Origin of the sequence: Kitasatospora sp. NPDC098652 (assembly GCF_044760155.1) — a bacterium.
Lineage (GTDB): Bacteria > Actinomycetota > Actinomycetes > Streptomycetales > Streptomycetaceae > Kitasatospora.
This window is the reverse complement of record NZ_JBIWAQ010000012.1, coordinates 162034-184927: the sequence shown is the minus strand read 5'-3', so window position 1 is coordinate 184927 and position 22894 is coordinate 162034. Positions and strand designations below refer to the sequence as shown.

The following is a 22894-nucleotide window of genomic DNA, read 5'->3' as shown; positions in this document are numbered from 1 at the left end:
GGGCGAACGGCCGTCAGCCGAGCAGCTGGGCGAGGGCGCGGTCGGCGTCCAGGTGCAGGTGCTCCTCGCCCTCCGGGACGAGCAGGCGGCTGCGCCACAGGAACCGGCGCAGGTCCCCGGTGTCGAACCGGAGCAGCGCGGTGCCCTCCGGGGCCCGCAGCTCGACCATGGTGCGCCGGTCGAGGGTGGGGCGGACGTGGACGTCGCCGACGCCGGCTGGCAGCTCCAGGCCGGCCGAGAGCAGCTGACGGGCGAACACCCAGACGATGTCCTCGCCGGCCCGCTCGTCCGCGGGCCCGTCCAGCGAGAACTCGGCCGGGAAGGCCATCCGGACCGCGTACGGGTCCTCCGGCAGGTACGACAGGACCACGCGCAGCCGGGCGGAACGCTGCGGGGAGAGGATCAGACGGGCCTGGACGGTCTCTTCGACGGCGGAGTACAAGGGGTGGGTCCCTTCGTTCGGCGCGGGCCGCCCGACGGCAGGTGGGGTTGGGGCGGCCTCACCCTGGTGAGAGTGCCGGGGACGGTGGGGATTACCCGGTTCCACGGGTGAATCGACGTGACCTGCGTCACATCGATTTCCGGCCGTCCGGGCCCGGCGCGGAGCCCGTCCTGGAGGTCCGAGCGACGCCGGGCCGGTAGGCTGGGCGGGTTGTCCGATCGCCGCCCGACCGCGGGACGGGGCCGCAAAACCGCCTCTGACCTGCGATGATCCCCCCTCGGAGACCGTGAGTACTGCCGCCGCCTCCTCGATGCCGCTGTTCTCCGACGCACCGGAGCAGCAGGAGCCCGCCCGGGTCGTCGGCCATGCCGCGCCCGCCGCCTCGCACCACCTCTCCCCGGCCTTCCCCGGTCGTGCCCCCTGGGGCACCGCGGGCAAGCTGCGGGCCTGGCAGCAGGGTGCGCTGGACAAGTACATCGAGACCCAGCCGCGGGACTTCCTCGCGGTCGCCACCCCGGGCGCCGGCAAGACCACCTTCGCCCTCACCCTGGCCTCGTACCTGCTGCACAACCACCTGGTGCAGCAGGTGACCGTCGTCGCCCCGACCGAGCACCTGAAGAAGCAGTGGGCCGAGGCCGCCGCGCGGATAGGCATCCGGCTGGACCCGGCGTACTCCTCCGGCCCGCTCTCCCGGGACTACCACGGCATCGTGGTCACCTACGCGGGCGTCGGGGTCAACCCGATGCTGCACCGGAACCGGACCGAGGCCCGCAAGACCCTCGTGATCATGGACGAGATCCACCACGCCGGTGACTCCAAGTCCTGGGGCGAGGCCTGCTTCGAGGCCTTCGAGCCGGCCACCCGCCGACTGGCGCTGACCGGGACGCCGTTCCGCTCGGACACCAACCCGATCCCCTTCGTGGCCTACGACGCGGGCAGCGACGGCATCCGCAAGTCCATCGCCGACTACACCTACGGCTACGGGCACGCGCTCGCCGACCACGTCGTCCGCCCGGTGATCTTCCTCAGCTACAGCGGCAACATGCGCTGGCGCACCAAGTCCGGGGACGAGCTGGAGGCCCGGCTCGGCGAGCCGATGACCAAGGACCTGATCGCCCAGGCCTGGCGCACCGCGCTGTCCCCGCAGGGCGAGTGGATCCCCTCCGTCCTCCAGGCCGCCGACCGCCGGCTCACCGAGGTCCGCAAGGCGATCCCGGACGCCGGCGGACTGGTGATCGCCACCGACCAGAACGTGGCCCGCGCCTACGCCAAGATGCTGCGCGAGATCAGCGGCGAGAAGGTCACCCTGGTGCTCTCCGACGAGGCCGAGGCCTCGCAGCGGATCTCCGACTTCGCGGCGGGCACCTCGCGCTGGATGGTCGCGGTCCGCATGGTGTCCGAGGGCGTCGACGTGCCCCGGCTGTGCGTCGGGGTGTACGCCACCTCGATCTCCACCCCGCTGTTCTTCGCCCAGGCCGTCGGCCGCTTCGTGCGCGCCCGCAAGCGCGGCGAGACCGCCTCGGTGTTCCTGCCGACCATCCCGATGCTGCTGGGCTTCGCCAACGAGATGGAGCTCCAGCGCGACCACGTGCTGGACCGGCCGAAGAAGGAGGGCGACGGCCTCTTCGACGAGGAGGACCGGCTGCTCGCCGAGGCCGAGCGCGCCAACGACGGGCCGGACGGCGCGGGCGGCGAGGAGTTCTCCTACGAGGCGCTGGGCTCCGAGGCGGTCTTCGACCGGGTGCTGTACAACGCCATGGAGTTCGGCATGCAGGCCCACCCGGGGAGCGAGGAGGAGGAGGACTACCTCGGCATCCCGGGCCTGCTGGAGCCGGACCAGGTGCAGATGCTGCTGCAGAAGCGCCAGCACCGGCAGATCCAGCGCAGCAAGACCAAGCCCGCCGAGGAGGCCGACCTGCTGGAGCTCCCGGCCGAGCAGCGGCCGGTGGTCACCCACCAGGAGCTGCGCGAGCTGCGCAAGGAGCTGAACGCGCTGGTCGCCGCCTGGCACCACCGCACCAACCAGCCGCACGGCACCGTCCACAACGAACTGCGCCGCCAGTGCGGCGGGCCGCTGACCGCGCAGGCCACCGCCAACCAGTTGAAGGCGCGGATCGCCAAGATTCGGGAGTGGGCGAAGTAACGGTCCGGCAGGCGATCCGGGCCGCCAGGGCGGTCCTGGGCCCGGACCGCCGCCCCCCGGGGTGTCCGGACATCGGACCGGGGTCGAACTGGCGCCCTGGTCGGGCCGGTGGATCGGCATGATTTGTCCGGAATTCCCAGCGGCGGTGATGCCGATCACGACCGAATTTTGGACAACCACTTCCGCCGCGGGAATTACTTCACTACCTTTCCCCCACGCTCTTCCGCCGGGCAACCCCCGCGGGACGGGCTCCGCAGGACCGTGCGGTCGTCAGGGACGACGCCGCACGGCCCGAGCGCGGCCACCCCCACCTGCGCGCGACACCGACCTTCTGGCCCGGCGCCGCACGCCCCGCGAGCGCCGCGGAAAGGACTGCCCGTCGTGACAGCAGAGACCTCCCAGACCTTGGACCGCGGCGTCCGCGTCCTCAAGCTCCTCGCCGACTCCGAGCGCGGGCTCACCGTCACCGAGCTGGCCGCCCGGCTGGCCGTCAACCGCACCGTGGTCTACCGGCTCCTCGCCACCCTGGAGCAGCACGGCCTGGTCCGCCGCGACATCGGCGGCCGGGCCCGGGTCGGCCTCGGCGTGCTGCGGCTGGCCCACCGGGTGCACCCGCTGCTGCGCGAGGCCGCACTGCCCGCCCTGCGCAGCCTCGCCGAGGACCTCGGCGCCACCGCCCACCTGACCCTGGTGGACGGCAACGAGGCCCTGGCCGTCGCCGTCGTCGAGCCCAGCTGGACCGACTTCCACGTCGCCTACCGCACCGGCCTGCGCCACCCGCTCGGCGAGAGCGCGGCCGGCCGGGCGATCCTGGAGGCCCGCACCTTCCCCAGCCAGCGCCGGCCCGAACAGGGCTTCGTCATCACCCGTGCGGAGGAGCAGTCCGGGGCCAGCGGGGCCGCCGCCGCGCTGCTCGGGCTGAGCGGCATCGAGGGCAGCGTCGGCGTGGTGATGCTCAACGGGCTGGTGCCCGAACGGGTCGGCCCCCGGGTGGTGGAGGCGGCCACCGAGGTGGCCGACGCCCTGCGGTAGCGCTCGCGCGGGGTGTCGGGTGTGTTTGGATTCCCCTTGTGTCCGACACCAAGCTGCCCAAGGCCCTTTCGTCCCCGCGGACCCGCGCGCTCGCGCTCTGCGGGGTGCTGGTCGCCGCGCTGTTCGGCGTGGCGGCCTTCGTCCCGCTGCCGTACACCGTCACCTGGCCGGGCCTGACCGCGGACACCCTGGGCACCTACCAGGGCCGGCCGGTGCTCACCATCACCGGGGCGCCGCTGCGCAGCACCGACGGCGAGCTGCGGATGGTCACCATCTCGGCCACCAACCCGGGGCAGCGGACCACGTTCTGGCGGGGGCTGCGGGCCTGGTTCGACCAGGACGAGGCCGTCCGGCCGACCGAGACGGTGTACCCGCAGAGCGACCCCGCCAAGGCGGAGCAGGTGACCGCCCAGCAGATGGCCGAGTCCCAGGACAGCGCCACCGCGGCCGCGCTGGGCTACCTCCACCTCTCGCCGGCCCAGGTGAAGGTCAAGGTCGACCTGGGCGACGTGGGCGGCCCCAGCGCCGGACAGATGCTGGCGCTGGGCATCGTCGACAAGCTCGCCGGTGACGGCAAGGGCGGCGACCTCACCGGTGGGCTCAGGATCGCGGGCACCGGCACCATCGCCGACGACGGCACCGTCGGCCCGGTCGGCGGCGTCCCGTTGAAGACCCAGGCGGCGGCCCGGGACGGCGCTACGGTGTTCCTGCTGCCCAAGGAGGAGTGCACGGACGCCAAGGTGAACACCCCCAAGACGCTGCGGCTGGTGCCGGTGGGCACGCTCGCCGAGTCGGTGCAGGCGCTGGAGGCGTTGAAGAGCGGCGGCAGCGTTCCCAGCTGCTGAGCGTTCCCGGCCGCTGACCGGGCCCAGCTGTTGGGCGCTTTCGGCTGCTGGGCGGGCCCAAGTGCTGACCGGGCCCAAGCGCTGGGCGTTCCCGGCTGCTGGGCGGGCCTCGGTCTACTCGGCGGCCGCCTGGTCCACCAGGGGCAGGATCCGGTACGGCACCGGGTTCTCCAGCACGATCGCGGTGGAGGAGCGGACGATCCCGTCGAAGCCCACCACCCGGTCGATCACCCGCTGGAGGTCCGCGTTGGAGCGGGCCACGATCCGCACCAGCATGTCGCCGATCCCGGTGATCGTGTGCAGCTCCAGCACCTCCGGCACCCGCGCCAGGTGCGCCCGCACGTCCGCGCCCTGGCCCTGGGAGATCTCCAGGGTGGCGAAGGCCGTCACCGGGTAGCCGATCGCGGCCGGGTCCACCTCCGGGCCGAACCCGCTGATCACCCCCTTGGCCTGCAGCCGGTCCAGCCGGGCCTGCACGGTGCCCCGGGCGACCTGGAGCCGGCGCGAGCACTCCAGCACGCCGATCCGGGGCTCCTCGGCGAGCAGCCGGATCAGCCGGCCGTCCAGGGCGTCGATGGTGTCGTTGCCGCCGCCACCACCGGTCGGGGTCGCGGGGCCCTGGGGGGTGGACGGGTCGGGGTCGGGGGAGCCCGGGGCGCTCGGGGAGTGGGCGGGGGGCATCGCGGCTCGGTCCTCCGGTGGGCATTCTGTACAGCGGTGCCGCCGATTCTCCCGCTCCGGGGCGCAGCTTGACCAGGAGGAAACGGATCAGTTGCGCGTAGGTCGGCCCGGCGCCACCCTCCAGCCACGATCCCGTGCTCCGGGCCCCACCCCGGGCGCCGGGTGGTCCGTACGCCTACCGGGAGGGCCGTCATGACCGACACCGCCGCCGAATCCGTCCTGCTCGCCGCGGGCCCGGCCGGGGGAGCGGAGGACCCCGGCCCGCTGCCGCCCGGCCGCGCCGACGCGGTGGTGTTCGTGGTCGGCGACGCCGAGCGGGCGGCCCGCCGCTACCAGGCGGCGCTCGGGCTGCGCTGTACGGCGTACGCCGGGCCGGGGACCGGCGACCCGGAGGCGGTCTCCTACGTGCTGGCCGGGCCCGGGACGCGGATCGTGCTCACCTCGCCCGTGCAGGCGATCGGCCCGCGCGGCCGGGAGCTGGCGGCACACCTGGAGCGCTACGGGGACGGGGTGCTGGACCTCGCGGTCGGCGTGCCGGACGTCCCCTACGCGTACGACTACGCCGTGGACCGGGGCGCGCTGTCGCTGGCCGAACCGTACGAGGTGCGGGACCGGTACGGCTCGGTGGTGCTGGCCACCATCGCGGTGCCGGGCGGCTCCCGGCACACCTTGGTCGACCGCTCGGGGTACGTGGGGCCGTACCTGCCGGGGTACCAGGCCTTCGCGGGGTGGTGACCGGGGCGGTCGCCGGGGCCGGAGGGGTGGCGGGTGTGGCGGCGGGTGTGGCAGGTGTGGCGGCGGGCGCGGCGGTGGGTGTGGCGGCGGGTCAGCGGACCGCCGTCTCCACGACCGGCGGGTGGCCGTTCCAGTAGACGAAGACCGAGTTGGCCTGGTTGTCCTTGGTGAAGTCCACCCGCATCCACTGGTCGCCGTTCCAGACCTGCATCTGCCAGCCCGGGTCCGGGGTGGCGGAGACCAGCGAGGCCCGGTCGGCGCGGATGTCCAGGGCGACCCGGCCGCCGGGGACCGGGTAGCTCTTCACCGTCGGTGTCGGGGTGCTGGCGGCGGGCACGGGCTTCCTGGTCGGCGGGGCGGCCGCGGTGGTGACCGGGGCGTGCGCGGCGGTGGCGGCCGTGCTCGCGGTCGGGGAGGCCGGCGGGGAGGCGGGCGAGGACGCTGCGTCCTCGGCCGGCGTCCGGCCGGGGGTGGCGCTCGCTCCGTACGGTGTGCTCCCGGCCTTCGGGGAGGGCAGCGGCAGTGCGGTGGGCCGCTCGGACGCGGCTCCGCCGAGCACGGCGTGCACGCCGAGCCAGGACAGCGCCACCGCCGCCCCGGTGGCCGCCGCCCAGGCGCAGAGCTGTACCAGTCCGTTCCGCATCGTCCGCACATCCTGCCGTACTTCCGGGCAGGTGGTGACGGGTACCCCCGGTGTTCGGCAGGGGAGTTGCACACTGTACGGAGGCCGTGCGGAGCCGCCCCCGAGGTACAGACCACTGCCTGCCGATGGCGTACCGTGCAGGGCCATGGCAACAGTGCTCGTGGTCGAGGACGACCCCTTCGTACGTTCCGCGCTCATCCGCCACCTGACCGACACCGGTCACGCGGTCCGCAGTGTGGGCACGGCCCTGGAGGCGCTGCGGGAGGTCGCCCAGGTCGGCTGCGACCTGGTGATCCTGGACCTGGGCCTGCCCGACCTGGACGGCAGCGAGGCGCTCAAGATGATCCGGGGACTGACCAACGTCCCGGTGATCATCTCGACCGCGCGGGACGACGAGGCCGAGATCGTCCGACTGCTCAACGACGGTGCCGACGACTACCTGGTGAAACCTTTCTCCGGGGAACACCTGAGTGCCCGGATGGCCGCCGTGCTGCGCCGGCTCGGCGGCGGCGCCGCCCCCGTCGCCCAGGTGCTGCGGGTCGGCGGACTGGCCATCGACCTCCAGCGGCGCGAGGCCGTCCTGGACGGGCGGCTGCTCGACCTGACCCGGCGCGAGTTCGACCTGCTGGCCTTCCTGGCCGCCCGGCCCGGGGTGGTCGTGCCGCGCAAGGAGATCCTCGCCGAGGTCTGGCAGCAGACCTACGGCGGCGACCAGACCATCGACGTCCACCTCTCCTGGCTGCGCCGCAAGCTCGGCGAGACCGCCTCCAACCCCCGCTACCTGCACACCGTCCGGGGCGTCGGGGTCCGGCTGGAGGCGGTCGCGGGCACTGCCGGTGCTGAGGGCGCTGCGGGCAACGCCGGTGCTGGGGGCGCCGCCGGTGCTGGGGGCACGGCGGACCCGGCGGGCACCGCGGACCCGGCGGACCCGGCGGGCACTGCGGAGCACCGGACATGAAGCGGTTCACCCACTCGCTGCGCTGGGCCCTGATCAAGGCCGCCGTGGCCGGGACCACCATGGTCGCGCTGGCCTTCCTCATCCCGCTCGGCCTGATGGTCCAACAGACCGCCCGGGACCGGGCGTTCACGGCAGCCGAGCGGCAGGCCGCGGCGCTCGGGCCGGCCCTGGCGATCACCACCGACCAGGACGCCATCAACCGCGCGCTGGCCAGCACCGATGCGGGGGGCCAGGGCCGGATGGCGGTGCACCTGCCGGTGCCCGCGGGGGAGTCCTGGGCCCCGGGCGGGGCTGGGGCGGCTGCGGGGGCCGGTGGGGCCGGGGTGGCTGTGGGGTCCGGTGGAGCCGGGGCGCCTGCGGGGTCCGGCGGGGCCCGGGAGCCCGCGGGGTCCGGTGGGGCCGGGGTGTCCGGTGGGCCCGACGGGCCGACCATCGGGGAGGGGCGCGCCGCCGCGGCGGACGTGGCCACGGCCGGTGGCCAGGGCCGGGCCTTCACCGTCGCGGTGCCCGGCGGCTACGCGCTGCTCCAGCCGGTCGCGGTGGACACCGGGCGGACCGCCGTGGTCGAGGTGTTCGTCGCCGAGAGCGACCTCACCCGGGGCGTCTCCACCGCCTGGCTGGTGCTCTCCGCCGTCGCGCTCGGCCTGGTCGCCCTGTCGGTGCTGGTCGCCGACCGGATGGGCGGCCGGTTCGTGGCCTCCGCCCGCCGACTCGCCGCCGCCGCCCGCTCGTTGGGCGCCGGGGACCTCGCGGTGCGCGTCCCGGTGGCGGGCAAGCAGGTCGACGGCAGCCCGGAGGAACTCCGCGAGGCCGCCCACGCGTTCAACGCCATGGCCGACCGCGTCGTCCAACTCCTGGCAGCCGAGCGCGAGTTGGCCGCCGACCTGTCGCACCGGCTGCGCACCCCGCTGACCGTGCTGCGGCTCAACGCCGCCTCCCTCGGCGACGGCGACGCGGCCGACGCCACCCGGCACGCGGTGGCCCAACTGGAGCGCGAGGTCGACCAGATCATCCGCTCCGCCCGCCGCGCCCCCGAGGACGCGCCCGCCGTCGCGGTCGGCTGCGACGCCGCCGAGGTGATCCGCGAACGGGTCGGCTTCTGGTCCGCGCTGGCCGAGGACGAGGGCCGTCGCTGGCAACTGGCCGGTGCCGAACGCGCCGCACCCGTCCCCGTCCAGCGCGGCGACCTGGCCGCCGCGGTCGACGCCCTGCTCGGCAACGTCTTCCGGCACACCGCCGTCGGCACCGCCTTCTCGGTGGACGTGCTGGCCACCGACTCCTCGGTGATCGTGCTGGTCGGCGACGCCGGGCCCGGCTACAGCGACCCGGCCGCCGCCCTCAAGCGCGGCGAGGGCCACGGCGGCGAGGGCTCCACCGGCCTCGGGCTGGACATCGTGCGCAAGCTCGCCGAGTCCACCGGCGGGGACCTGGCACTCGGCCGCTCCGCCGTGCTCGGCGGCGCGGAGACCAGGCTGCGGCTGCGCACCCGCCCGACGGAGGCCCCGACCACCCGGGCCGGCCGGCGGCGGACCCGGGGCGCGCTGTTCCCGAAGTGACGGTGGGTGGGGCGGGAGGGTCGTCGTACGGGCTGCGCCCTGTGGTCCGCCGCTCGGCCGGCCTCTTCCTGGGGCGGGTCTCTTCCTTGGGCGGGCCTCTTCCTTAACTGCGGCCTAAGGGAGCTTCACCCCTCGCTCAGCCCACGGCTTCCGGCCTCCGGGCGCGGCTAGCGTCGGTCGCGCCGGTCACCCGACCGAGCCGGGCCGGCCGCCCGGGACGTCCCCGCGCACCCGTGCGCGGCCCGTCCGGACGGCGGCCGACCGCAGGCATCGACGAACGGTGCCGACCGCAGGCACCGGCGAACGGTGCCGACCGCAGGCACCGGCGAACGGTGCCGACCGCAGGCACCCGCGGAGGTAACGCGCATGACCACCCGACCCACCCGCCGTTCCGGCCGCCGCAGGCGAAGCCGTAAGGGGACGATCATCGGGGCCTCGGCGGTCGCCGCCGTCCTGGTCGCGGGCGGGACCGTGGTGCTCGCCTCCTCGGCCAGCGCCGCCCCGCTCGGCGCCGTGTTCAGCCGGACCAGCAGCTGGGACGCCGGCTACACCGGCCAGTACCTGGTCACCAACCCGGCCGCCGACCCGATCGAGGACTGGACGCTCAGCTTCGACCTGCCGGCCGGCGCGAAGATCGACTCGCTCTGGAACGCCACCTTCACCGCCGCCGGGCAGCACGTCACCGTGCGGCCGGAGGCCTGGAGCAGGCGGCTGGACCCGGGGAAGAGCGTGGTGGTCGGCTTCGTCGCCCAGGGCGCCGGCGCGGCGCAGGCCGAGCCCGGGAACTGCCTGATCGACAACGCCTCCTGCAAGGCCGGCGAGGGCCCCGCGCCCACCCCCTCCGGGCGTCCGACCACCACCCCCACGCCCTCGCCCACCCCCACGCCCTCGCCCACCGGCCCGGCCTCGCCCACCGCGACCGCCTCGGCCCCGGCCACCGCCACCGGGAAGCCGAGCCCGACCGCCACCGCGAAGCCGACCCCGACCGCGACCCCGACCGCCACCCCCACGGCGACCGGTGTGCCGGTACCCCCGGCCGGCGCCGGGGGCGGCTTCGCCCCGTACGTCGACACCTCGCTCTACCCGCCCTACGACCTGGTCGCCACCGCCAAGGCCACCGGGGTGAAGCGGTTCAACCTCGCCTTCGTGGTCTCCGGCGGCGGCTGCGTACCCAAGTGGGGCGGGGTCAGCGACCTGTCCGCCGACGCGGTGGCCGCCCAGATCGGGGCCCTGCGCGCGATCGGCGGGGACGTCCGGGTCTCCTTCGGCGGCGCCAACGGCAGCGAGCTGGCCCTCGCCTGCGGCTCCACCGCCGACCTGGCCGCCGCGTACCGCACGGTGGTCGACGCGTACGGCGTGACCCGGCTCGACTTCGACGTGGAGGGTGGCGCGATCGCCGACACCGCCGCCAACACCCGGCGGGCCCAGGCCGTCGCCCAGCTCCAGCGCGAGGCCGCCGCGAAGGGCAGGCCGCTCGACGTCTCCTTCACCCTGCCCGCACTGCCCTCCGGCCTGACCCAGGACGGCGTCGACCTGGTCGCCGGGGCCAAGGCCGCCGGTGTCGCGGTCGGTGCCGTCAACATCATGGCCATGGACTTCGGCGACGGCGTGGCCCCCGACCCGCAGGGGCGGATGGGCACGTACGCGATCGCCGCGGCCACCGCCACCCAGGCCCAGGTCAAGGGCGTGCTGGGGCTCGACGACGCGGCCGCCTGGCGCAAGGTCGCGGTCACCCCGATGATCGGCGTCAACGACGTCGCCAGCGAGGTCTTCACGGTGGCCGACGCCGAGCAGCTGGCCGACTTCGCGGCCGGCAAGCACCTCGCCTGGCTGGCCATGTGGTCCGGCACCCGGGACAAGGCCTGCGCCGGCGGCGCCAAGGCCTCCGCGGACGCCAGTTGCAGCAGCATCGTCCAGCAGCCGCTGGACTTCACCCGGGCCCTCGGCCGCTACACCGGCTGAGGCCCCCAGCCCGGGTCCGGCCCCCAGCTCGGGTCCGGCCCCAGCCCGGGTCCGGCCCCCTGAGTCGCCCCGGACGCCCGTGCTCAGCCCGCAGCCGAGCACGGTCGGCCGGGGCCCTTTCGTCACTGTGAGTAGTTGATCGCGCCCAGGACGGGATGGGTCGCATCCGGTATCGTCGCTGGTTGGCCGAGCGGTGGACGGAGTGGACAGTGACAGCGGTGCAAGACGAGCGCAGCCCGGTGCGGACGGTACCCGCCCCGTCGCCCGTTCCCCTGTCCGACCGGCTGCGCGTCGCGCTCGGTGCCCCCGTGCGCGCACTGCGTGAGGCCCCCCGCCGCCCGATGCTGATCGCCTCGTCCGTGGCACTGCTGTCGCTGGTCGTGTACGCAGTGGTCCGCCACTTCGTCCACACCTCGATGGTCGACATGATCGTCTACCGGGCCGAGGGCGCCGCCGTCGCCAACGGCACCGACCTCTACGCGCTGCGCGTCACCGAGTGGAACCTCCCCGCGACGTACCCCCCGTTCGCGGCCATGCTGTTCGTCCCGACCACCTGGCTGCCGATCCCCGTCCTCCGCGTGGTGATCACTCTCGGCAACCTCGGGCTGCTCGCGCTGATGGCCCACCTGTCCTTCAAGCTGGTCGGCTGGCCGCGCCGCGAACTCCGGCCGATCGGCGTGGTCCTGATCACCGGCCTCGGCGTCTGGCTCGAACCCGTCTTCACCACGCTCCGGTACGGCCAGATCAACCTCGCGCTCGGCTGCCTGATCCTCTGGGACCTCACCCGGTCCGACGCCCACCGCAGCAAGGGCATCGCGATCGGCATCGCCGCCGGCATCAAGCTCACTCCCGGCCTGTTCGCCGTCTACCTGCTGGTCACCGGCCGGGTCCGGGCCGCCTTCACCGCCGCCCTCACCTTCCTCGGCACCTTCCTGATCGGCGCGCTCTTCCTCCCCGACGCCACCTGGGGCTTCTGGACCAAGTACCTCTACGACTCCTCCCGGGTGGGCAAGACCGAGATCGTCGACAACCAGTCGCTGCGCGGGGCCTTCGCCCGCCTGCTGCACAGCGCCGACCCCGGCTTCCTCGCCACCCTCGGGGCGGGCCTGGCCGCGGTGGTCGGCCTCGCCGTCGCCGCCTGGGCCGTCCGCAGCGGCCGCTGGCTGCCCCGGGCCGAGGCCTGGGGCTTCTGCGTCACCGCCGTGACGGCCGTGCTGATCTCGCCGATCAGCTGGACCCACCACTGGGTCTGGTGCGTGCCGGTGCTCGTCCTGCTCGCCGCCGAGGCCTCCGTCGAGCGCGCCCGCCCGGCCGGCGTCCGCCGACTGCGCTGGCGGGCCGCGTTCTGGGCCACCCTGCTGGCCTTCCTGTCCTTCGCGATGTGGGCCGCCAAGCCGGTCGGCGCGGCCGTGCTCCACATGTCACCGCTGAACCAGCTGCCGACCTCGATCTATCCGTGGGTCGGCCTCTGCTTCCTGCTCGCCGCCGCCATCCGGATAAGGGCACGGCGGCGCTCCGCCGGCGCCCCGCTGGTCCGGCTGCCCGGACAGCGCGACGGCGGCGGCCCGGACGCCACCCGCGGTCGTCAGCAGGCCCCCGCGGCCCGCTGAGCCGACGGGGGCGCCGTCGCTGCTGTGCCGGTGCTGCTGGACGGCCCAGTGCACGCTGCGGCGCACGACCCGTACGCCTCGCCCGTCCCGTACCTCCCGCACGCCTACGCGAGCAGCTCGGCGAGCGAGCCGTCCATGTCGAGGGCGGCCAGCTCACTGCCCGGCGGCACCAGCCGGTGCGCCCGCTCCAGCCAGGCCGCGACGACCGGCAGCGGCGCCTCCAGCAGCGCGTCCCCGGCCGGGGAGCTCAGCGCCATGCACAGCACGCTGCGCCGGCCCGAACGGGTCGGCCAGATCCGCACGTCGCCCTGGCCGCACGGGCGGAAGGTGCCCTCGACCAGCAGCTCGCGGGCGAACACCCAGGTCACCGGGGAGCCGGTGTCCAGGTGGAAGGTGATGTACACGGCGTACGGGTCGTGGCTGCCGTAGGTCAGCCGGGCCAGGACGGGGACGCTGTGCTCCGGGGAGAGCACCAGGTTCAGCTCCAGCTCGTGCTCCACGACGCTGACGGGGCGGTCCATGATCGTCTTCCTCTCTGCCTTCGGTTCGTGCCCGGTTCCGGGCCCTGTGACCTTTGAGAGGGCGGTTCGCGCCGGGTCTTACACGCGTTTCCGGGATTTCTTCGGGAAGTTTTGGGGGGCGGGGCGGTGGGGCCGCTGGGCGTGCGGGCGGGGGTGTGGCGGGTGGGGCGGGCTCGCGCCCCGGGTGGGCCCTTACCCCGGGCGGGCCTCCACTGTCCGGGGAATCGTCGGTTTTCCCTCGGGGCTCCGGCGAGGTACTACCCTTTGTGACTGTCCGGCGACTGTCCGCCTTCGGGGGTGCCCCCACGCCCCGAGCGCCCCGTACGCCCCCGGGCGTACGCGGGCGTGTGCGGGCGGCGGCGTGGCCCTGTGCTCGGACCTACCCGGTTCCGACCACGTTCCGATCTTTGGATCTGCCGACTTTGGATCTGCCGAGGCCCGCCCCTCAACGGCCCTCGTCAAGGCCCGACAGGAGAGAAGACCCCCATGGCGGACCGCCCCTTCGCCGCCGACGGCGACCCGGCCGTCGCACCCGAGCCCGGCTACTACCCCGACCCGTCCATCCCCGGGTTCGTCCGTTACTGGGGCGGCTCGGCCTGGGTGCCGGGCACCAGCCGGCCCGCCCCCGTCGAGGGCGAGGTGCTGCAGCCGCCCCGGTACGCCACCCGGCGGCCCGGCCCCGCCCCCGGCCCTGGCACCGCGGCCGCGCGGGCGGTGCCGCCGCCGGTGGTGCCGGTGCCGCTGGCGCGGTCGGAGTCGCCGGTGCCGGTGGTCGTGCCGGTGCCGGCGTCCGTGCCTGTGCCTGTGCCGGTGTCGCCCGCGCGGGAGGCTCAGGGGGCGGGGGACACCGGGCCGGTGTACCTCGACCAGACCACGGGCGGGGCGTCCTTCGTGGTCGGGCCGCGGGTCGCCGAGGTGATCGGCGGGCCGGTGTTCCGGACCGTCGAGCCCGCGTCGGAGGAGGGTCCCGGGGTGGGCGGGGCCGCCGAGGCCGCTGCCGCCGCTGCTGCCGGTGCCTCGGGTTGGCAGGCCGATCCGCGTGCGCAGCGGGGCCTGATGGAGACCGGTGGGGCGCCACGTTGGGTGTCCTGGGGGGTGCTTCCGGGGGCGCTCGAGGAGGAAGAGGGGCGCGCGGAGGGGGAGCGCGCTGCGGTTGCCGTGGAAGCGGCGGTGGCCGTCGCGCCCGCCGTGACGGGCCCGGTCCGCGAGGTGACGGCGCCGACCGCCGAGGTGGCGGTCGAGGGGGTGGCCCAGGTGACGGCCGAGGTGGCCGCCGAGCCCGGGGTGGCGCCGGTTCGTACGGCGGCGTCCGCGGTGCCGGTGCCGGTGCCGGTGCCGGTGCCGGCTCCCGCCCCGGTGCCCGTGCCTGTCCCCGCTGCTGTCCCTGCCGCCGCCGCGTTGCCGGTGACGCGGCCGGCCCGGGAGTCCGCCGTCCGCCGCCGGTCGGCACCCCCGGCACCACCGGTGCCCGCCGGGCTGGGTCGGCGGCTGGTGGCCCGGGTGGTGGACACCGCGGTGCTGCTGGTGGTCGCCGTCGCGGCCGGGATCCCGCTCGGCAGCTCGGTCTCCGACCACCTCCAGCAGAAGGTCGACCAGGCCAGGATGGCCAGCTCCCTCGCCCGCCGCCACGTGCAGGTCTGGCTGGTCGACGACGTGGTGCTGGGCAAGCTCGCCGCCCTGGTCGGAATCCTGGTGTTCGTCAGCCTCGTCTACGAGGTGCTGCCGATCGCCCGGACCGGCCAGACCTTCGGCAAGCGGCTGGCCCGGATCCGGGTCGTGGACGCCGGCGCCTCCGGTGGACGGACCAGACCGAGCCTCGGCCGCTCGCTGCTGCGGTGGCTCGTCCGCCAGCTCGGCACGGTGCTGCTGCTCGGCCTGGTCTGGCCGGTGTTCGACCGCCCGGCCCGGCGTGGCTGGCAGGACCGGGCGGCCCGGACCCGGGTGGTCCGCAGCTGAGGCGGCCGTTGCGGTCCCGGGCCCACCCGCTGGTCCCCTCCGGTCCACCCTCCGGTCCACTCTCGGGTGCGCGGCAGCAAAACGGACAAAATGTCCCAAAAGCCGAGAATCTGCGATGTTCTACTCGGGGGATGAGCACCCACGACCCCTCAGGCCCCCAGCCGGAGGGGGGCGGTCAGCCCTCCTTCGACAAGCAGCCCCCCACCCCGGGCGGCGGCACGCCGGACGGCGAACCGCCACGCCCCGCCCCGTCCGGTGCCCCCGGGGAGGGCCCCGGCGCCTACCAGGGCAGCTACGGCGGGCCGACCCCCGGTCAGAACCCCTACGGCGGGCAGCCCTACGACCAGCCCCCGTCCGGCCACGGCCCCGACTCCGCCCCGTACGGCACCCCCAGCGGCGGACCCGTCCCCGGGATGCCGCCGATCGGCACCTGGCCCAAGCGGATCATCGCCCGCCTCATCGACTACGTCCTGATGCAGGCCATCGGCGTCCTCGTCATCGGCCCCTTCGTCGACCTCAGCACCCGCGAGGGCACCACCGAGGCCTTCTGGCTCGGCTGCGCCGTCTACCTCGTCTACGAGGCGCTGATGCTCAGCCGGGACGGCCAGACCCTCGGCAAGAAGGCCGTGAAGATCCGCGTCGCCATGCTGATCGACGGCAACTCGCCGACCCAGTCCGCCGCGTGGACCCGGGCCGCCGTCTTCATCCTCCCGGCGGTGCTCTGCTGCGCCGCCCTGTGGTGGGTCATCGACGGCCTGTTCGGCGTCGTCGACAAGCCCTACCGGCAGTGCCTCCACGACAAGGCCGCGAAGACCGTGGTGGTCACCACCGAGATCTGACCGCGAAAGCGGGAGGACGGCGCCCGGCGGCGGATCAGCGCTGCCGGGCGTACTCGCGCCCGGCGGCGGCCGCGGAGGCCCCGGACCGGTCGCCGACCGCGGCCGAACGGGCGGACACCGACATCGAGAGCACCGTCACCACGGTGCCGAGCGCCAGCGCGAACCCCACCAGCACCGCGACCTCCAGGACGCCCGCGGCGCCCGAAACGGCCAGCAGCGCCACTGTGGTGGCGACGACGGTGAACGAGCCGAGGCAGAGCTGGGCAGCGGACGGACGTGGCATGGCGGGGGTCCTTCGCACGTCGGGGGAAACGGGCGGGAATGATGCCGGTGCCAGAAGTCGTACCCGGCAAGGGAGTTCAGCACGACCAGGCTAGCCCGCGAGGTCGGGGGCACAGGGGGCGCACGGGCTCACCCCGGGGTCGTCCGCACCCCTCGGTACGGTGGGACCCGTCCGACACCACGCAGACCCGGGGGAACCGACCGTGCCCATCCCCGCCGACTGGCCCACCACCGAGGCCCAGGCGCTCGCCGAACAGGAACGACTGCGGCCGCTCGTCCGGGCCCAGGACCACGGCACCCCCGGCCGGCTCATCGCCGGAGTCGACGTCGCCTACGACGACGACCACGACCTCGTCGCCGCCGCGGCCGTCCTCCTCGACCGGGACACCCTGGACGTCGTCGAGGAAGCCACCGCCGTCGGCCGGATCGCCTTCCCCTACGTCCCCGGACTGCTCGCCTTCCGCGAACTCCCCGCCGTCCTCGACGCGCTGGCCGCCCTCACCCGCACCCCCGACACCGTCGTCTGCGACGGCTACGGCCTCGCCCACCCCCGCCGCCTCGGCCTCGCCAGCCACCTCGGCGTCCTCACCGGACTGCGCACCCTCGGCGTCGCCAAGACCCCCTTCACCTTCGACCACCACGACCCCGAGGCGGCCCGCGGCTCCTGGACCCCGCTCACCGACCCCGCCACCGGCGAAGAGGTCGGCCGCGCGGTGCGCACCCAGCCCGGCGTCAAACCCGTCTACGTCTCCGTCGGCCACCGCATCGGCCTCGACACCGCCGTCCGCACCACCCTCGACCTCGCCCGCCGCTACCGGCAACCCGAGACCACCCGGCACGCCGACTCCCTCTGCCGCCGCGCCCTCGCCGAAGCCCTGCACACCAGGACGCCCTCGAACTGACCGTGCACCGGGCGGGGTTCCGACCCGGTGTGTTAGACATGAGACACCGGGGCCCGGGCCCCGAAGGCCAGGAACGGACGCACGGGGGGCGCCGCAATGGGAACAGGGACCGGCTCGACCGGCGGGGCCAACCAGGGCTACCGCGTCGAGGTCGAGCAACTGCGCACGTTCGCCGGGCAGGTGCGGCTGCTGTTGAAGGAGTTCGAGAAGGACGCCAACGGCAGCACCACCCACGGGCGCAGCGGCATCGGCAAGACCGCCTTCGGCACCTTCGCGGAGGCGACCGAGATCCACGGCCGCTACAGCACCATGCGGGACGCGCTGCGGGACGTGCTGAACCAGCTCCAGGACGCCATCAACGACGCCCAGCGCAACGCCGAGCTGACCGCGACCAACTACGAGGAGCAGGACCAGCACGTGGGCAAGAAGCTCAAGCTGTCCGGTGACGGTTGGTCCGTGGCCGCCCCCTCGGCCAGCAGCGAGGTCGCCTACCAGGCCAACCAGGTCCCGTCCCAGCGCGGCAACGCCACCATCTGACCGACCGCCCGACCGGAGGTGAACCACCCGTGACCTACACCGACTTCACCAAGTACAGCCATGCCGATCTCCGCAAGATGGCACAGGCCCTCGACCCGGGCGCGGTGATGGCCGCCGGCGACCCGTGGCGCAAGGCGGCGACCACGCTCAAGGAGATCCGCAAGACCCTCACCAACGTGAGCACCGAGGCGGCCACCACCTGGGAGGGCACCACCAGCGACTCCTTCCACACCTCGATGCTGACCCTCGCCGCCAACATCAACGAGGCCGCCGCGTACGCCAACGACGCGGCCAACACGCTGCACAACATGTCCGAGGCGATGGCGACGGCCAAGCGCACCATGCCCGAGGAGCCGGGCACCTGGGACCAGTTCAAGGACAAGGTCGGGGACTTCTTCAGCAGCGAGGACGACCACATCCAGCTCACGGACCAGAAGAAGGCCGAAGCGGCGGCCGTCATGCAGACCCTCGCCATGCACTACCGCATCGCGACCCCGGCCTTGAAGGCTCCGTCACTGCCCGGAGTCAAGCAGCCGAGCAAGTGGGAAGACCCTGACAAGGGATCCTCGAATGACCCGAGCGGGGCGGCGGCCGCGGCTGCCGCAGTGGTTTCGGGGACCTCATTCGGGACTGGTGGAACACTGCCCCGGTCGACTGCTGCCGCGCCGCAGCGGCCCAAATCCTCGCCGCCTCCGCTTGCGGCCGGATCCCCGTCCAGGAGTGCGGCCGTTCCGACCGATTCCGGGATCAAGGGAGGCACGGCACAGGCTGTATCGAAGCCATCAACTCCGGCAGGCCGTGGTCCCGGGGAGGGCATTTCGGGCACTCCGATGTCCCGTCCGAACGGGAGCGTGCCGAGTCCCGTCACCTCAGGGACGCAGACGTCGGGGCTGGGCATGGCGCCTCCCACGAGTCCCATGGGTGGGCCGACCAGCGGCGGGCAGACGTTGATCAATCCTGTGGGCCCCCAGATGCAGGGCGCCCCGATCGGGCCCGGTACCGCGGGCAAGGGATTTCCCGCGGGCACAATGCCCCCGGACGGGCCAGGTTCCCGTGGGGGCCGGGTTGTTGGTGGCATTGGTGGCGAGGTCCACCCGGGCATCGGCGCCGGAGGCCGAGGAAGGGCCGGAGCCCAGCCAACGGGTGGGTCGCTGGCCCGGCCAGGCGGTGTGGTCCGGGAGACAGCGCCGCCTATTCTCGGGGCACGCGGTACGCAGGCCTTCACAGAAGGTGGATCCGGCTTGGGGGTTCGAAACCGAATGGGTGTTGAACCTGGTGCCCGCAGTCCTGGGGTTATGTCTCCAGGCGTCCCGATGGGTGAAACGCATGGCCGGAAGAAGGACCGCGGAAAGGACGGCAAGCGTCCGGATTACCTCGTTGAGGACGAGGAGACCTGGGCGTCGGACAAGCCGGCCAATCCGAACGTGGTGAAATGAGGCCGGTCCGCAACGGACGGGTGATCTGATCGCATCCCGCAGGTCGGTGATCTGCGGGATGCCTCGTTGAGTGGGGTGACCAGGAGTGGCAAGCCGCTGGTTGGCGCGAAATACGGTGGTCCTTGCCGCCAGTGCATTGGTCTGGGGCACTACGACACAGGCAGTGTTGGCCGATCAGATCAGGGATCAGCAGTGGCCGCTACAGACTCTCGAAGCCACCACGAAGATTTGGGCGGTCAGCCAGGGCGACGGAGTCGTCGTCGGTGTGATCGACACCGGCGTAAATCAAGATCATCAGGACCTCGTAGGACAGGTACTTCCGGGGGCGGACTTCTCGGGTGGCAACACTGACGGGCGCATTGACACTGACGGTCATGGCACGGGAATGGCGAGCCTGATCGCGGGGCACGGGCACGGCACGGACGCGGGTGTCATGGGCTTGGCTCCGAAGGCGAAGATCCTCCCACTGAGGGTCGGGACCGACGGCGACGGCAGCGCTCCTCAGGGACACGGGTTCGCGGATGCGATCCGTTACGCGGCAGACCATGGCGCAAAGGTCGTCAATGTCTCCCTCGGAGGGAACTACCGCTTCGACTCGGTGCTGCGGAAAGCCGTCAGCTACGCCGTCTCCAAGGATGTAGTCCTGGTAGCCGCCGCGGGTAACACCGGGATGGCCATGGATGTCAACTATCCCGCCGCCTTCCCTGGAGTCGTGGCTGTGGGGGCGGCGGACAACAAGGGCGCCGTGTGGGAGAAGTCCACCTCCGGCCCCGAGACCACGCTCGTCGCACCTGGCGTGGGGATCTACCACGCCGCAGCGAAGTCTCCGACGAGCTACGGATCCGGCAGCGGCACGTCCGATGCTGCTGCGTACGTCTCCGCAACCGCCGCGCTCATCCGGTCCAAGTATCCGGACCTGTCCGCCGGGCAGGTGATCAACCGGTTGATCAAGTCGGCCACGCCTCCCGCCAACGGGACGGTGGTGCCCAACAGTCACTACGGCTACGGGCTTCTCGACCCCGCGAAGGCGCTGGAGCCGAACCCCGCGGTGGACAACGGGCCGAAGGCGAACCCGCTGGTCAGCCGGCCGGAGTCGAAGGGAGCGCCACCGGTCGACGATGACAGTGACGCCACGGACGCGCCGTCCGTGGCGCCCGTGGTGCCCGAGGCCACGTCAGGTGGCAGCGACGTCACCGGCCCGGTGGTCGTCGCCGGGGTCGTGGTGGTGGTGGGGGCCGCGGTGGTGGCGGGGCTGGTGGTGCGACGGCGGAGGCGTCAGTGAGTGCTGAGCCAGTCGTCGCGTAGGGCGGCCATGTGGAGGACGTCCCAGTAGCGGCCGTCCCAGTGGTGAGCCTGGCGGGCGCGGCCTTCGAGGACGAAGCCGGCCTTGGTGTAGGCGCGGGCGGCGCGTTCGTTGTACTCGAAGACGTCGAGGTGGACGCGGTGGAGGCCGACGGTGGCGAAGGCGTGGCGGAGGACCAGGATGGTGGTCTCGGTGCCGATGCCGCGGCCGACGCTGTCGGGGGTGAGAGCGATCCGGTAGTCGGCGGAGTTGTTGTCCGGGTCGACGTTGGTGAGGGCGGTGTCGCCGAGGAAGCGGCCGGTGGTCGGGTCCTCGACGGCGAGGTCGAGCCGGTCGGGCCGGTCGGCGCGGGTGGCGCACCACTGGGCGATCTGGTCGCGGGTGAAGGCGGTGCGGGTGCCGGTGAGGCGGTTGGTCCCCTGGTCGGTGCAGTGCGCCCACAGTGGGTCGGTGTGCCGGGCCGCCAGGGGAACGAGGCGGATGGTGGGGCCGTGCAGGGTGGGTTTCACCGCGAGGGCTGAGAGGTCCGTGGCCATGCTGCCCAGGATGCCCGGCGGGGCCGGTTCGTGCCGGGATTTTCGGTGCGGGGCCTATTCGGCGACGGCGATCTGCTGCCGGTGGTGGGTGGGGGTGGTGAGTTCGTCGACGAGGGCGAGGGCCAGGTCGGCCTGGGCGATCCGGGGGCCGAGGACGTGGGGGCCGCCGACCCGGTAGCGGCCGGTGCCGGGGGCGGTGCGGTCGAGGTCCATGGGCGGGGTGACGACGACCCAGTCGAGGGTGGCGGGGGAGGCGTGGAGCAGGTCGAGGGCGGCGGAGTGGCCGAGGGAGAAGGTGCGGTGGGCCTCGGGGAACGCGGGGTCGTCGTGGACGGCGACGCCGGGGGCGGTCTGCAGGGTGGTGGCGACGCCGACACTGAGCAGCCGCGGGACGCCGGCGCGGCCGAGGCCGTCGACGAGGGCGCTGGTGGCGGCGCGGTAGAACTCGGTGGACGGGACGTCGGGGGTGTAGACGGAGCTGACGGCGGCGGGGTGTCCGGGGGCGGTGGCGGCGACCGCGGCCGGGTCGGTGACGTCGCAGCGCACCAGGGTGACGCCCTCGCGGGCGAGGTCGGCGTGGCGCTCGGGGTCGCGGACGGCGGCGGTGACGGTGAGGCCTCGGCGGCGGGCCTCGGTGATCACGGCGCGGCCGACCTGCCCGCCCGCGCCGTAGACGATGATGTCCGCGCGGTGCTGCTGCCGGGGCGTGGTGGTGGTCATGGGGGCCTCCGTCGGGTCGGTGGCGGGCCGTTGGGGCTCGCCGGTGCAGTGACGGTAGACCGGGGGGTGCCGGTTACTTCAACGGAACCGGCGCCGACGGCCGGGGACGGGCTGCCGCGGAGCCGGCCCGGCGGGTACGGTCGGGGCATGACGCAGACGGGGCCGGCGCCGTTGCCGGCGGACTTCTTCCCGGCCGACTGCACGGTGCAGTCGGTGCCGGTGCTGGGCAGCCGCAAGTGGGCCTGGCGGATCATCCGTTGTCTGGAGGGCGGGCCGCGCCGGTTCTCGGAGCTGCGGGTGCCGTTGGCGGGCATCACGGCGAAGGTGCTGACGGAGTCGCTGCGGTCGATGGAGCAGGACGGCGCGGTGGTCCGGACCGAGTACGCGGAGAATCCGCCGCGGGTCGAGTACGCGCTGACGCCGTTGGGGCGGACGCTGCTGGGGCCGATGGACGCGGTGTGCGCGTGGAGCCGGGAGAACCTGGGCAGCCTGCTGGCGGCCCGGCTGGAGTACGAGCGCGCCGGGGGCTGATCCGGCTCGCCAGCGGCTGATCCGAGCGCGCCGGGGCTGGCAGCATTTCGGCGGTCGCTGGCGGCATTGCCGCTGGTGGGGCGGGGTGCGGGGCGGCCATGCTGGGCCCATGAGCACTTCTGACCAACACCTCGCGAACCCCACCGACGCGAACCCCGCCGACGCGAGCCCCACCGGCACCCTCGTCCCCGACGCCCTCGTCCCCGACACCAAGGACTGGACCTGGGTGCTCGAACGCGCCTGCCCCGACTGCGGGTTGGACACTCCGGCGGTGGCCCCGACGGACGTCGCCGCGATGGTCCGGGCGAACGCCGCGGCCTGGCTGGCGGTGCTGACGAAGGACGAGGATGGGCTGCGCCGTCGGCCGGCCCCGGGGGTGTGGTCGGACCTGGAGTACGCCTGCCACGTCCGGGACGTCTTCCGGCTGTTCCTGGTCCGGCTGGACCTGATGCTCGACCAGGACGGCCCGCTCTTCGCGAACTGGGACCAGGACGAGACGGCGGTCGCCGAGCGCTACCGGGAGCAGCGGCCGGAGGTGGTGTCCGGGGAGCTGGCGGAGGCCGCGGAGGCGTTGGCGGCGGCGTTCGGGGCGGTGTCGGGGGAGCAGTGGGGTCGGACCGGGAGCCGTAGCGACGGGGCGCGCTTCACTGTCGAGTCCTTCGCCCGCTACCTGATCCACGACCCGGTGCACCACCTGTTCGACGTGACGGGCGAGCGGGTCTGA

22 protein-coding genes and 1 pseudogene are annotated in these 22894 nt (G+C 73.9%); 16 read left to right on the top strand and 7 right to left on the bottom strand.

What is annotated here, in order from left to right; all coding sequences use genetic code 11:
* Positions 1–13 precede the first annotated feature (13 nt).
* The gene (locus ACIQWA_RS25315; RefSeq protein WP_360239052.1) at positions 14–442 is read right to left on the bottom strand and encodes an SsgA family sporulation/cell division regulator; all 429 of its coding nucleotides are present in this window, start codon (positions 440–442) and stop codon (positions 14–16) included.
* 310 nt (positions 443–752) lie between these two features.
* On the opposite strand from ACIQWA_RS25315, the gene ACIQWA_RS25310 reads away from it, so the two are divergent.
* From ACIQWA_RS25310 to ACIQWA_RS25300, 3 genes are all read left to right on the top strand, one after another.
* Positions 753–2585: a DEAD/DEAH box helicase gene (locus ACIQWA_RS25310; protein WP_402486245.1), complete on the top strand. Its 1833-nt coding sequence runs from the start codon at positions 753–755 to the stop codon at positions 2583–2585.
* A 381-nt stretch (positions 2586–2966) separates the two neighbouring features.
* Complete coding sequence (locus ACIQWA_RS25305; RefSeq protein ID WP_030308168.1) at positions 2967–3617, top strand: IclR family transcriptional regulator; 651 nt, start codon at positions 2967–2969, stop codon at positions 3615–3617.
* Positions 3618–3655: 38 nt separating this feature from the next.
* Positions 3656–4462 carry a S16 family serine protease gene (locus tag ACIQWA_RS25300; protein WP_402486098.1) on the top strand — a complete coding sequence of 269 codons (807 nt, stop codon included), beginning with the start codon at positions 3656–3658 and terminating at the stop codon, positions 4460–4462.
* Positions 4463–4576: 114 nt separating this feature from the next.
* Here ACIQWA_RS25300 and ACIQWA_RS25295 read toward each other — a convergent pair whose 3' ends face one another.
* Entirely contained in the window at positions 4577–5143 is a 567-nt protein-coding gene (locus ACIQWA_RS25295; RefSeq protein WP_402486095.1) for an Lrp/AsnC family transcriptional regulator, read from the bottom strand.
* Positions 5144–5335: 192 nt separating this feature from the next.
* On the opposite strand from ACIQWA_RS25295, the gene ACIQWA_RS25290 reads away from it, so the two are divergent.
* The gene (locus ACIQWA_RS25290) at positions 5336–5878 is read left to right on the top strand and encodes a VOC family protein (RefSeq protein WP_402486092.1); all 543 of its coding nucleotides are present in this window, start codon (positions 5336–5338) and stop codon (positions 5876–5878) included.
* Between the two features lie 91 nt (positions 5879–5969).
* On the opposite strand, the gene ACIQWA_RS25285 is transcribed toward ACIQWA_RS25290, so the two are convergent.
* Positions 5970–6521 carry a hypothetical protein gene (locus ACIQWA_RS25285; protein WP_402486089.1) on the bottom strand — a complete coding sequence of 184 codons (552 nt, stop codon included), beginning with the start codon at positions 6519–6521 and terminating at the stop codon, positions 5970–5972.
* Positions 6522–6666: 145 nt separating this feature from the next.
* Here ACIQWA_RS25285 and ACIQWA_RS25280 point away from each other — a divergent pair.
* The 4 genes and pseudogenes from ACIQWA_RS25280 to ACIQWA_RS25265 form a co-directional block, all read left to right on the top strand.
* Positions 6667–7338, top strand: a pseudogene (locus ACIQWA_RS25280) (response regulator transcription factor); the annotation flags it as partial.
* A gap of 137 nt (positions 7339–7475) precedes the next feature.
* A complete protein-coding gene (locus ACIQWA_RS25275) occupies positions 7476–9035 on the top strand; it encodes a sensor histidine kinase (RefSeq protein WP_402486086.1) in 1560 nt (519 codons plus the stop codon).
* 366 nt (positions 9036–9401) lie between these two features.
* Complete coding sequence (locus ACIQWA_RS25270; RefSeq protein ID WP_402486083.1) at positions 9402–10997, top strand: cellulose binding domain-containing protein; 1596 nt, start codon at positions 9402–9404, stop codon at positions 10995–10997.
* A gap of 209 nt (positions 10998–11206) precedes the next feature.
* Complete coding sequence (locus ACIQWA_RS25265) at positions 11207–12607, top strand: glycosyltransferase 87 family protein (RefSeq protein WP_402486080.1); 1401 nt, start codon at positions 11207–11209, stop codon at positions 12605–12607.
* 104 nt (positions 12608–12711) lie between these two features.
* Here ACIQWA_RS25265 and ACIQWA_RS25260 read toward each other — a convergent pair whose 3' ends face one another.
* Positions 12712–13128: an SsgA family sporulation/cell division regulator gene (locus ACIQWA_RS25260; RefSeq protein ID WP_402486077.1), complete on the bottom strand. Its 417-nt coding sequence runs from the start codon at positions 13126–13128 to the stop codon at positions 12712–12714.
* 486 nt (positions 13129–13614) lie between these two features.
* Between ACIQWA_RS25260 and ACIQWA_RS25255 the strand changes: the two genes are divergently transcribed.
* On the top strand, positions 13615–15084 hold the full coding sequence (locus ACIQWA_RS25255; RefSeq protein WP_402486074.1) for an RDD family protein: 1470 nt from the start codon (positions 13615–13617) through the stop codon (positions 15082–15084).
* Between the two features lie 131 nt (positions 15085–15215).
* Positions 15216–15923: an RDD family protein gene (locus ACIQWA_RS25250; protein ID WP_402486072.1), complete on the top strand. Its 708-nt coding sequence runs from the start codon at positions 15216–15218 to the stop codon at positions 15921–15923.
* 34 nt (positions 15924–15957) lie between these two features.
* Here ACIQWA_RS25250 and ACIQWA_RS25245 read toward each other — a convergent pair whose 3' ends face one another.
* A complete protein-coding gene (locus ACIQWA_RS25245; RefSeq protein WP_402486069.1) occupies positions 15958–16206 on the bottom strand; it encodes a hypothetical protein in 249 nt (82 codons plus the stop codon).
* Positions 16207–16408: 202 nt separating this feature from the next.
* Between ACIQWA_RS25245 and ACIQWA_RS25240 the strand changes: the two genes are divergently transcribed.
* The 4 genes from ACIQWA_RS25240 (at position 16409) to mycP (ending at position 20362) form a co-directional block, all read left to right on the top strand.
* Entirely contained in the window at positions 16409–17107 is a 699-nt protein-coding gene (locus ACIQWA_RS25240; RefSeq protein ID WP_402486067.1) for an endonuclease V, read from the top strand.
* Positions 17108–17203: 96 nt separating this feature from the next.
* Entirely contained in the window at positions 17204–17644 is a 441-nt protein-coding gene (locus tag ACIQWA_RS25235) for a hypothetical protein (RefSeq protein WP_402486064.1), read from the top strand.
* 29 nt (positions 17645–17673) lie between these two features.
* The gene (locus ACIQWA_RS25230) at positions 17674–19080 is read left to right on the top strand and encodes a hypothetical protein (RefSeq protein WP_402486061.1); all 1407 of its coding nucleotides are present in this window, start codon (positions 17674–17676) and stop codon (positions 19078–19080) included.
* 166 nt (positions 19081–19246) lie between these two features.
* Positions 19247–20362, top strand: a complete 1116-nt coding sequence (mycP, locus tag ACIQWA_RS25225; protein ID WP_402486058.1) for a type VII secretion-associated serine protease mycosin — start codon at positions 19247–19249, stop codon at positions 20360–20362.
* On the opposite strand, the gene ACIQWA_RS25220 is transcribed toward mycP, so the two are convergent.
* Entirely contained in the window at positions 20356–20919 is a 564-nt protein-coding gene (locus tag ACIQWA_RS25220; RefSeq protein WP_360238998.1) for a GNAT family protein, read from the bottom strand. The genes mycP and ACIQWA_RS25220 overlap by 7 nt on opposite strands.
* Positions 20920–20973: 54 nt before the next feature.
* Entirely contained in the window at positions 20974–21639 is a 666-nt protein-coding gene (locus tag ACIQWA_RS25215; RefSeq protein WP_402486054.1) for an NAD(P)-dependent oxidoreductase, read from the bottom strand.
* Between the two features lie 147 nt (positions 21640–21786).
* Here ACIQWA_RS25215 and ACIQWA_RS25210 point away from each other — a divergent pair, with 147 nt between their 5' ends.
* Positions 21787–22170: a helix-turn-helix domain-containing protein gene (locus tag ACIQWA_RS25210; RefSeq protein ID WP_360238992.1), complete on the top strand. Its 384-nt coding sequence runs from the start codon at positions 21787–21789 to the stop codon at positions 22168–22170.
* Between the two features lie 109 nt (positions 22171–22279).
* Complete coding sequence (locus ACIQWA_RS25205; RefSeq protein ID WP_402486052.1) at positions 22280–22894, top strand: DinB family protein; 615 nt, start codon at positions 22280–22282, stop codon at positions 22892–22894.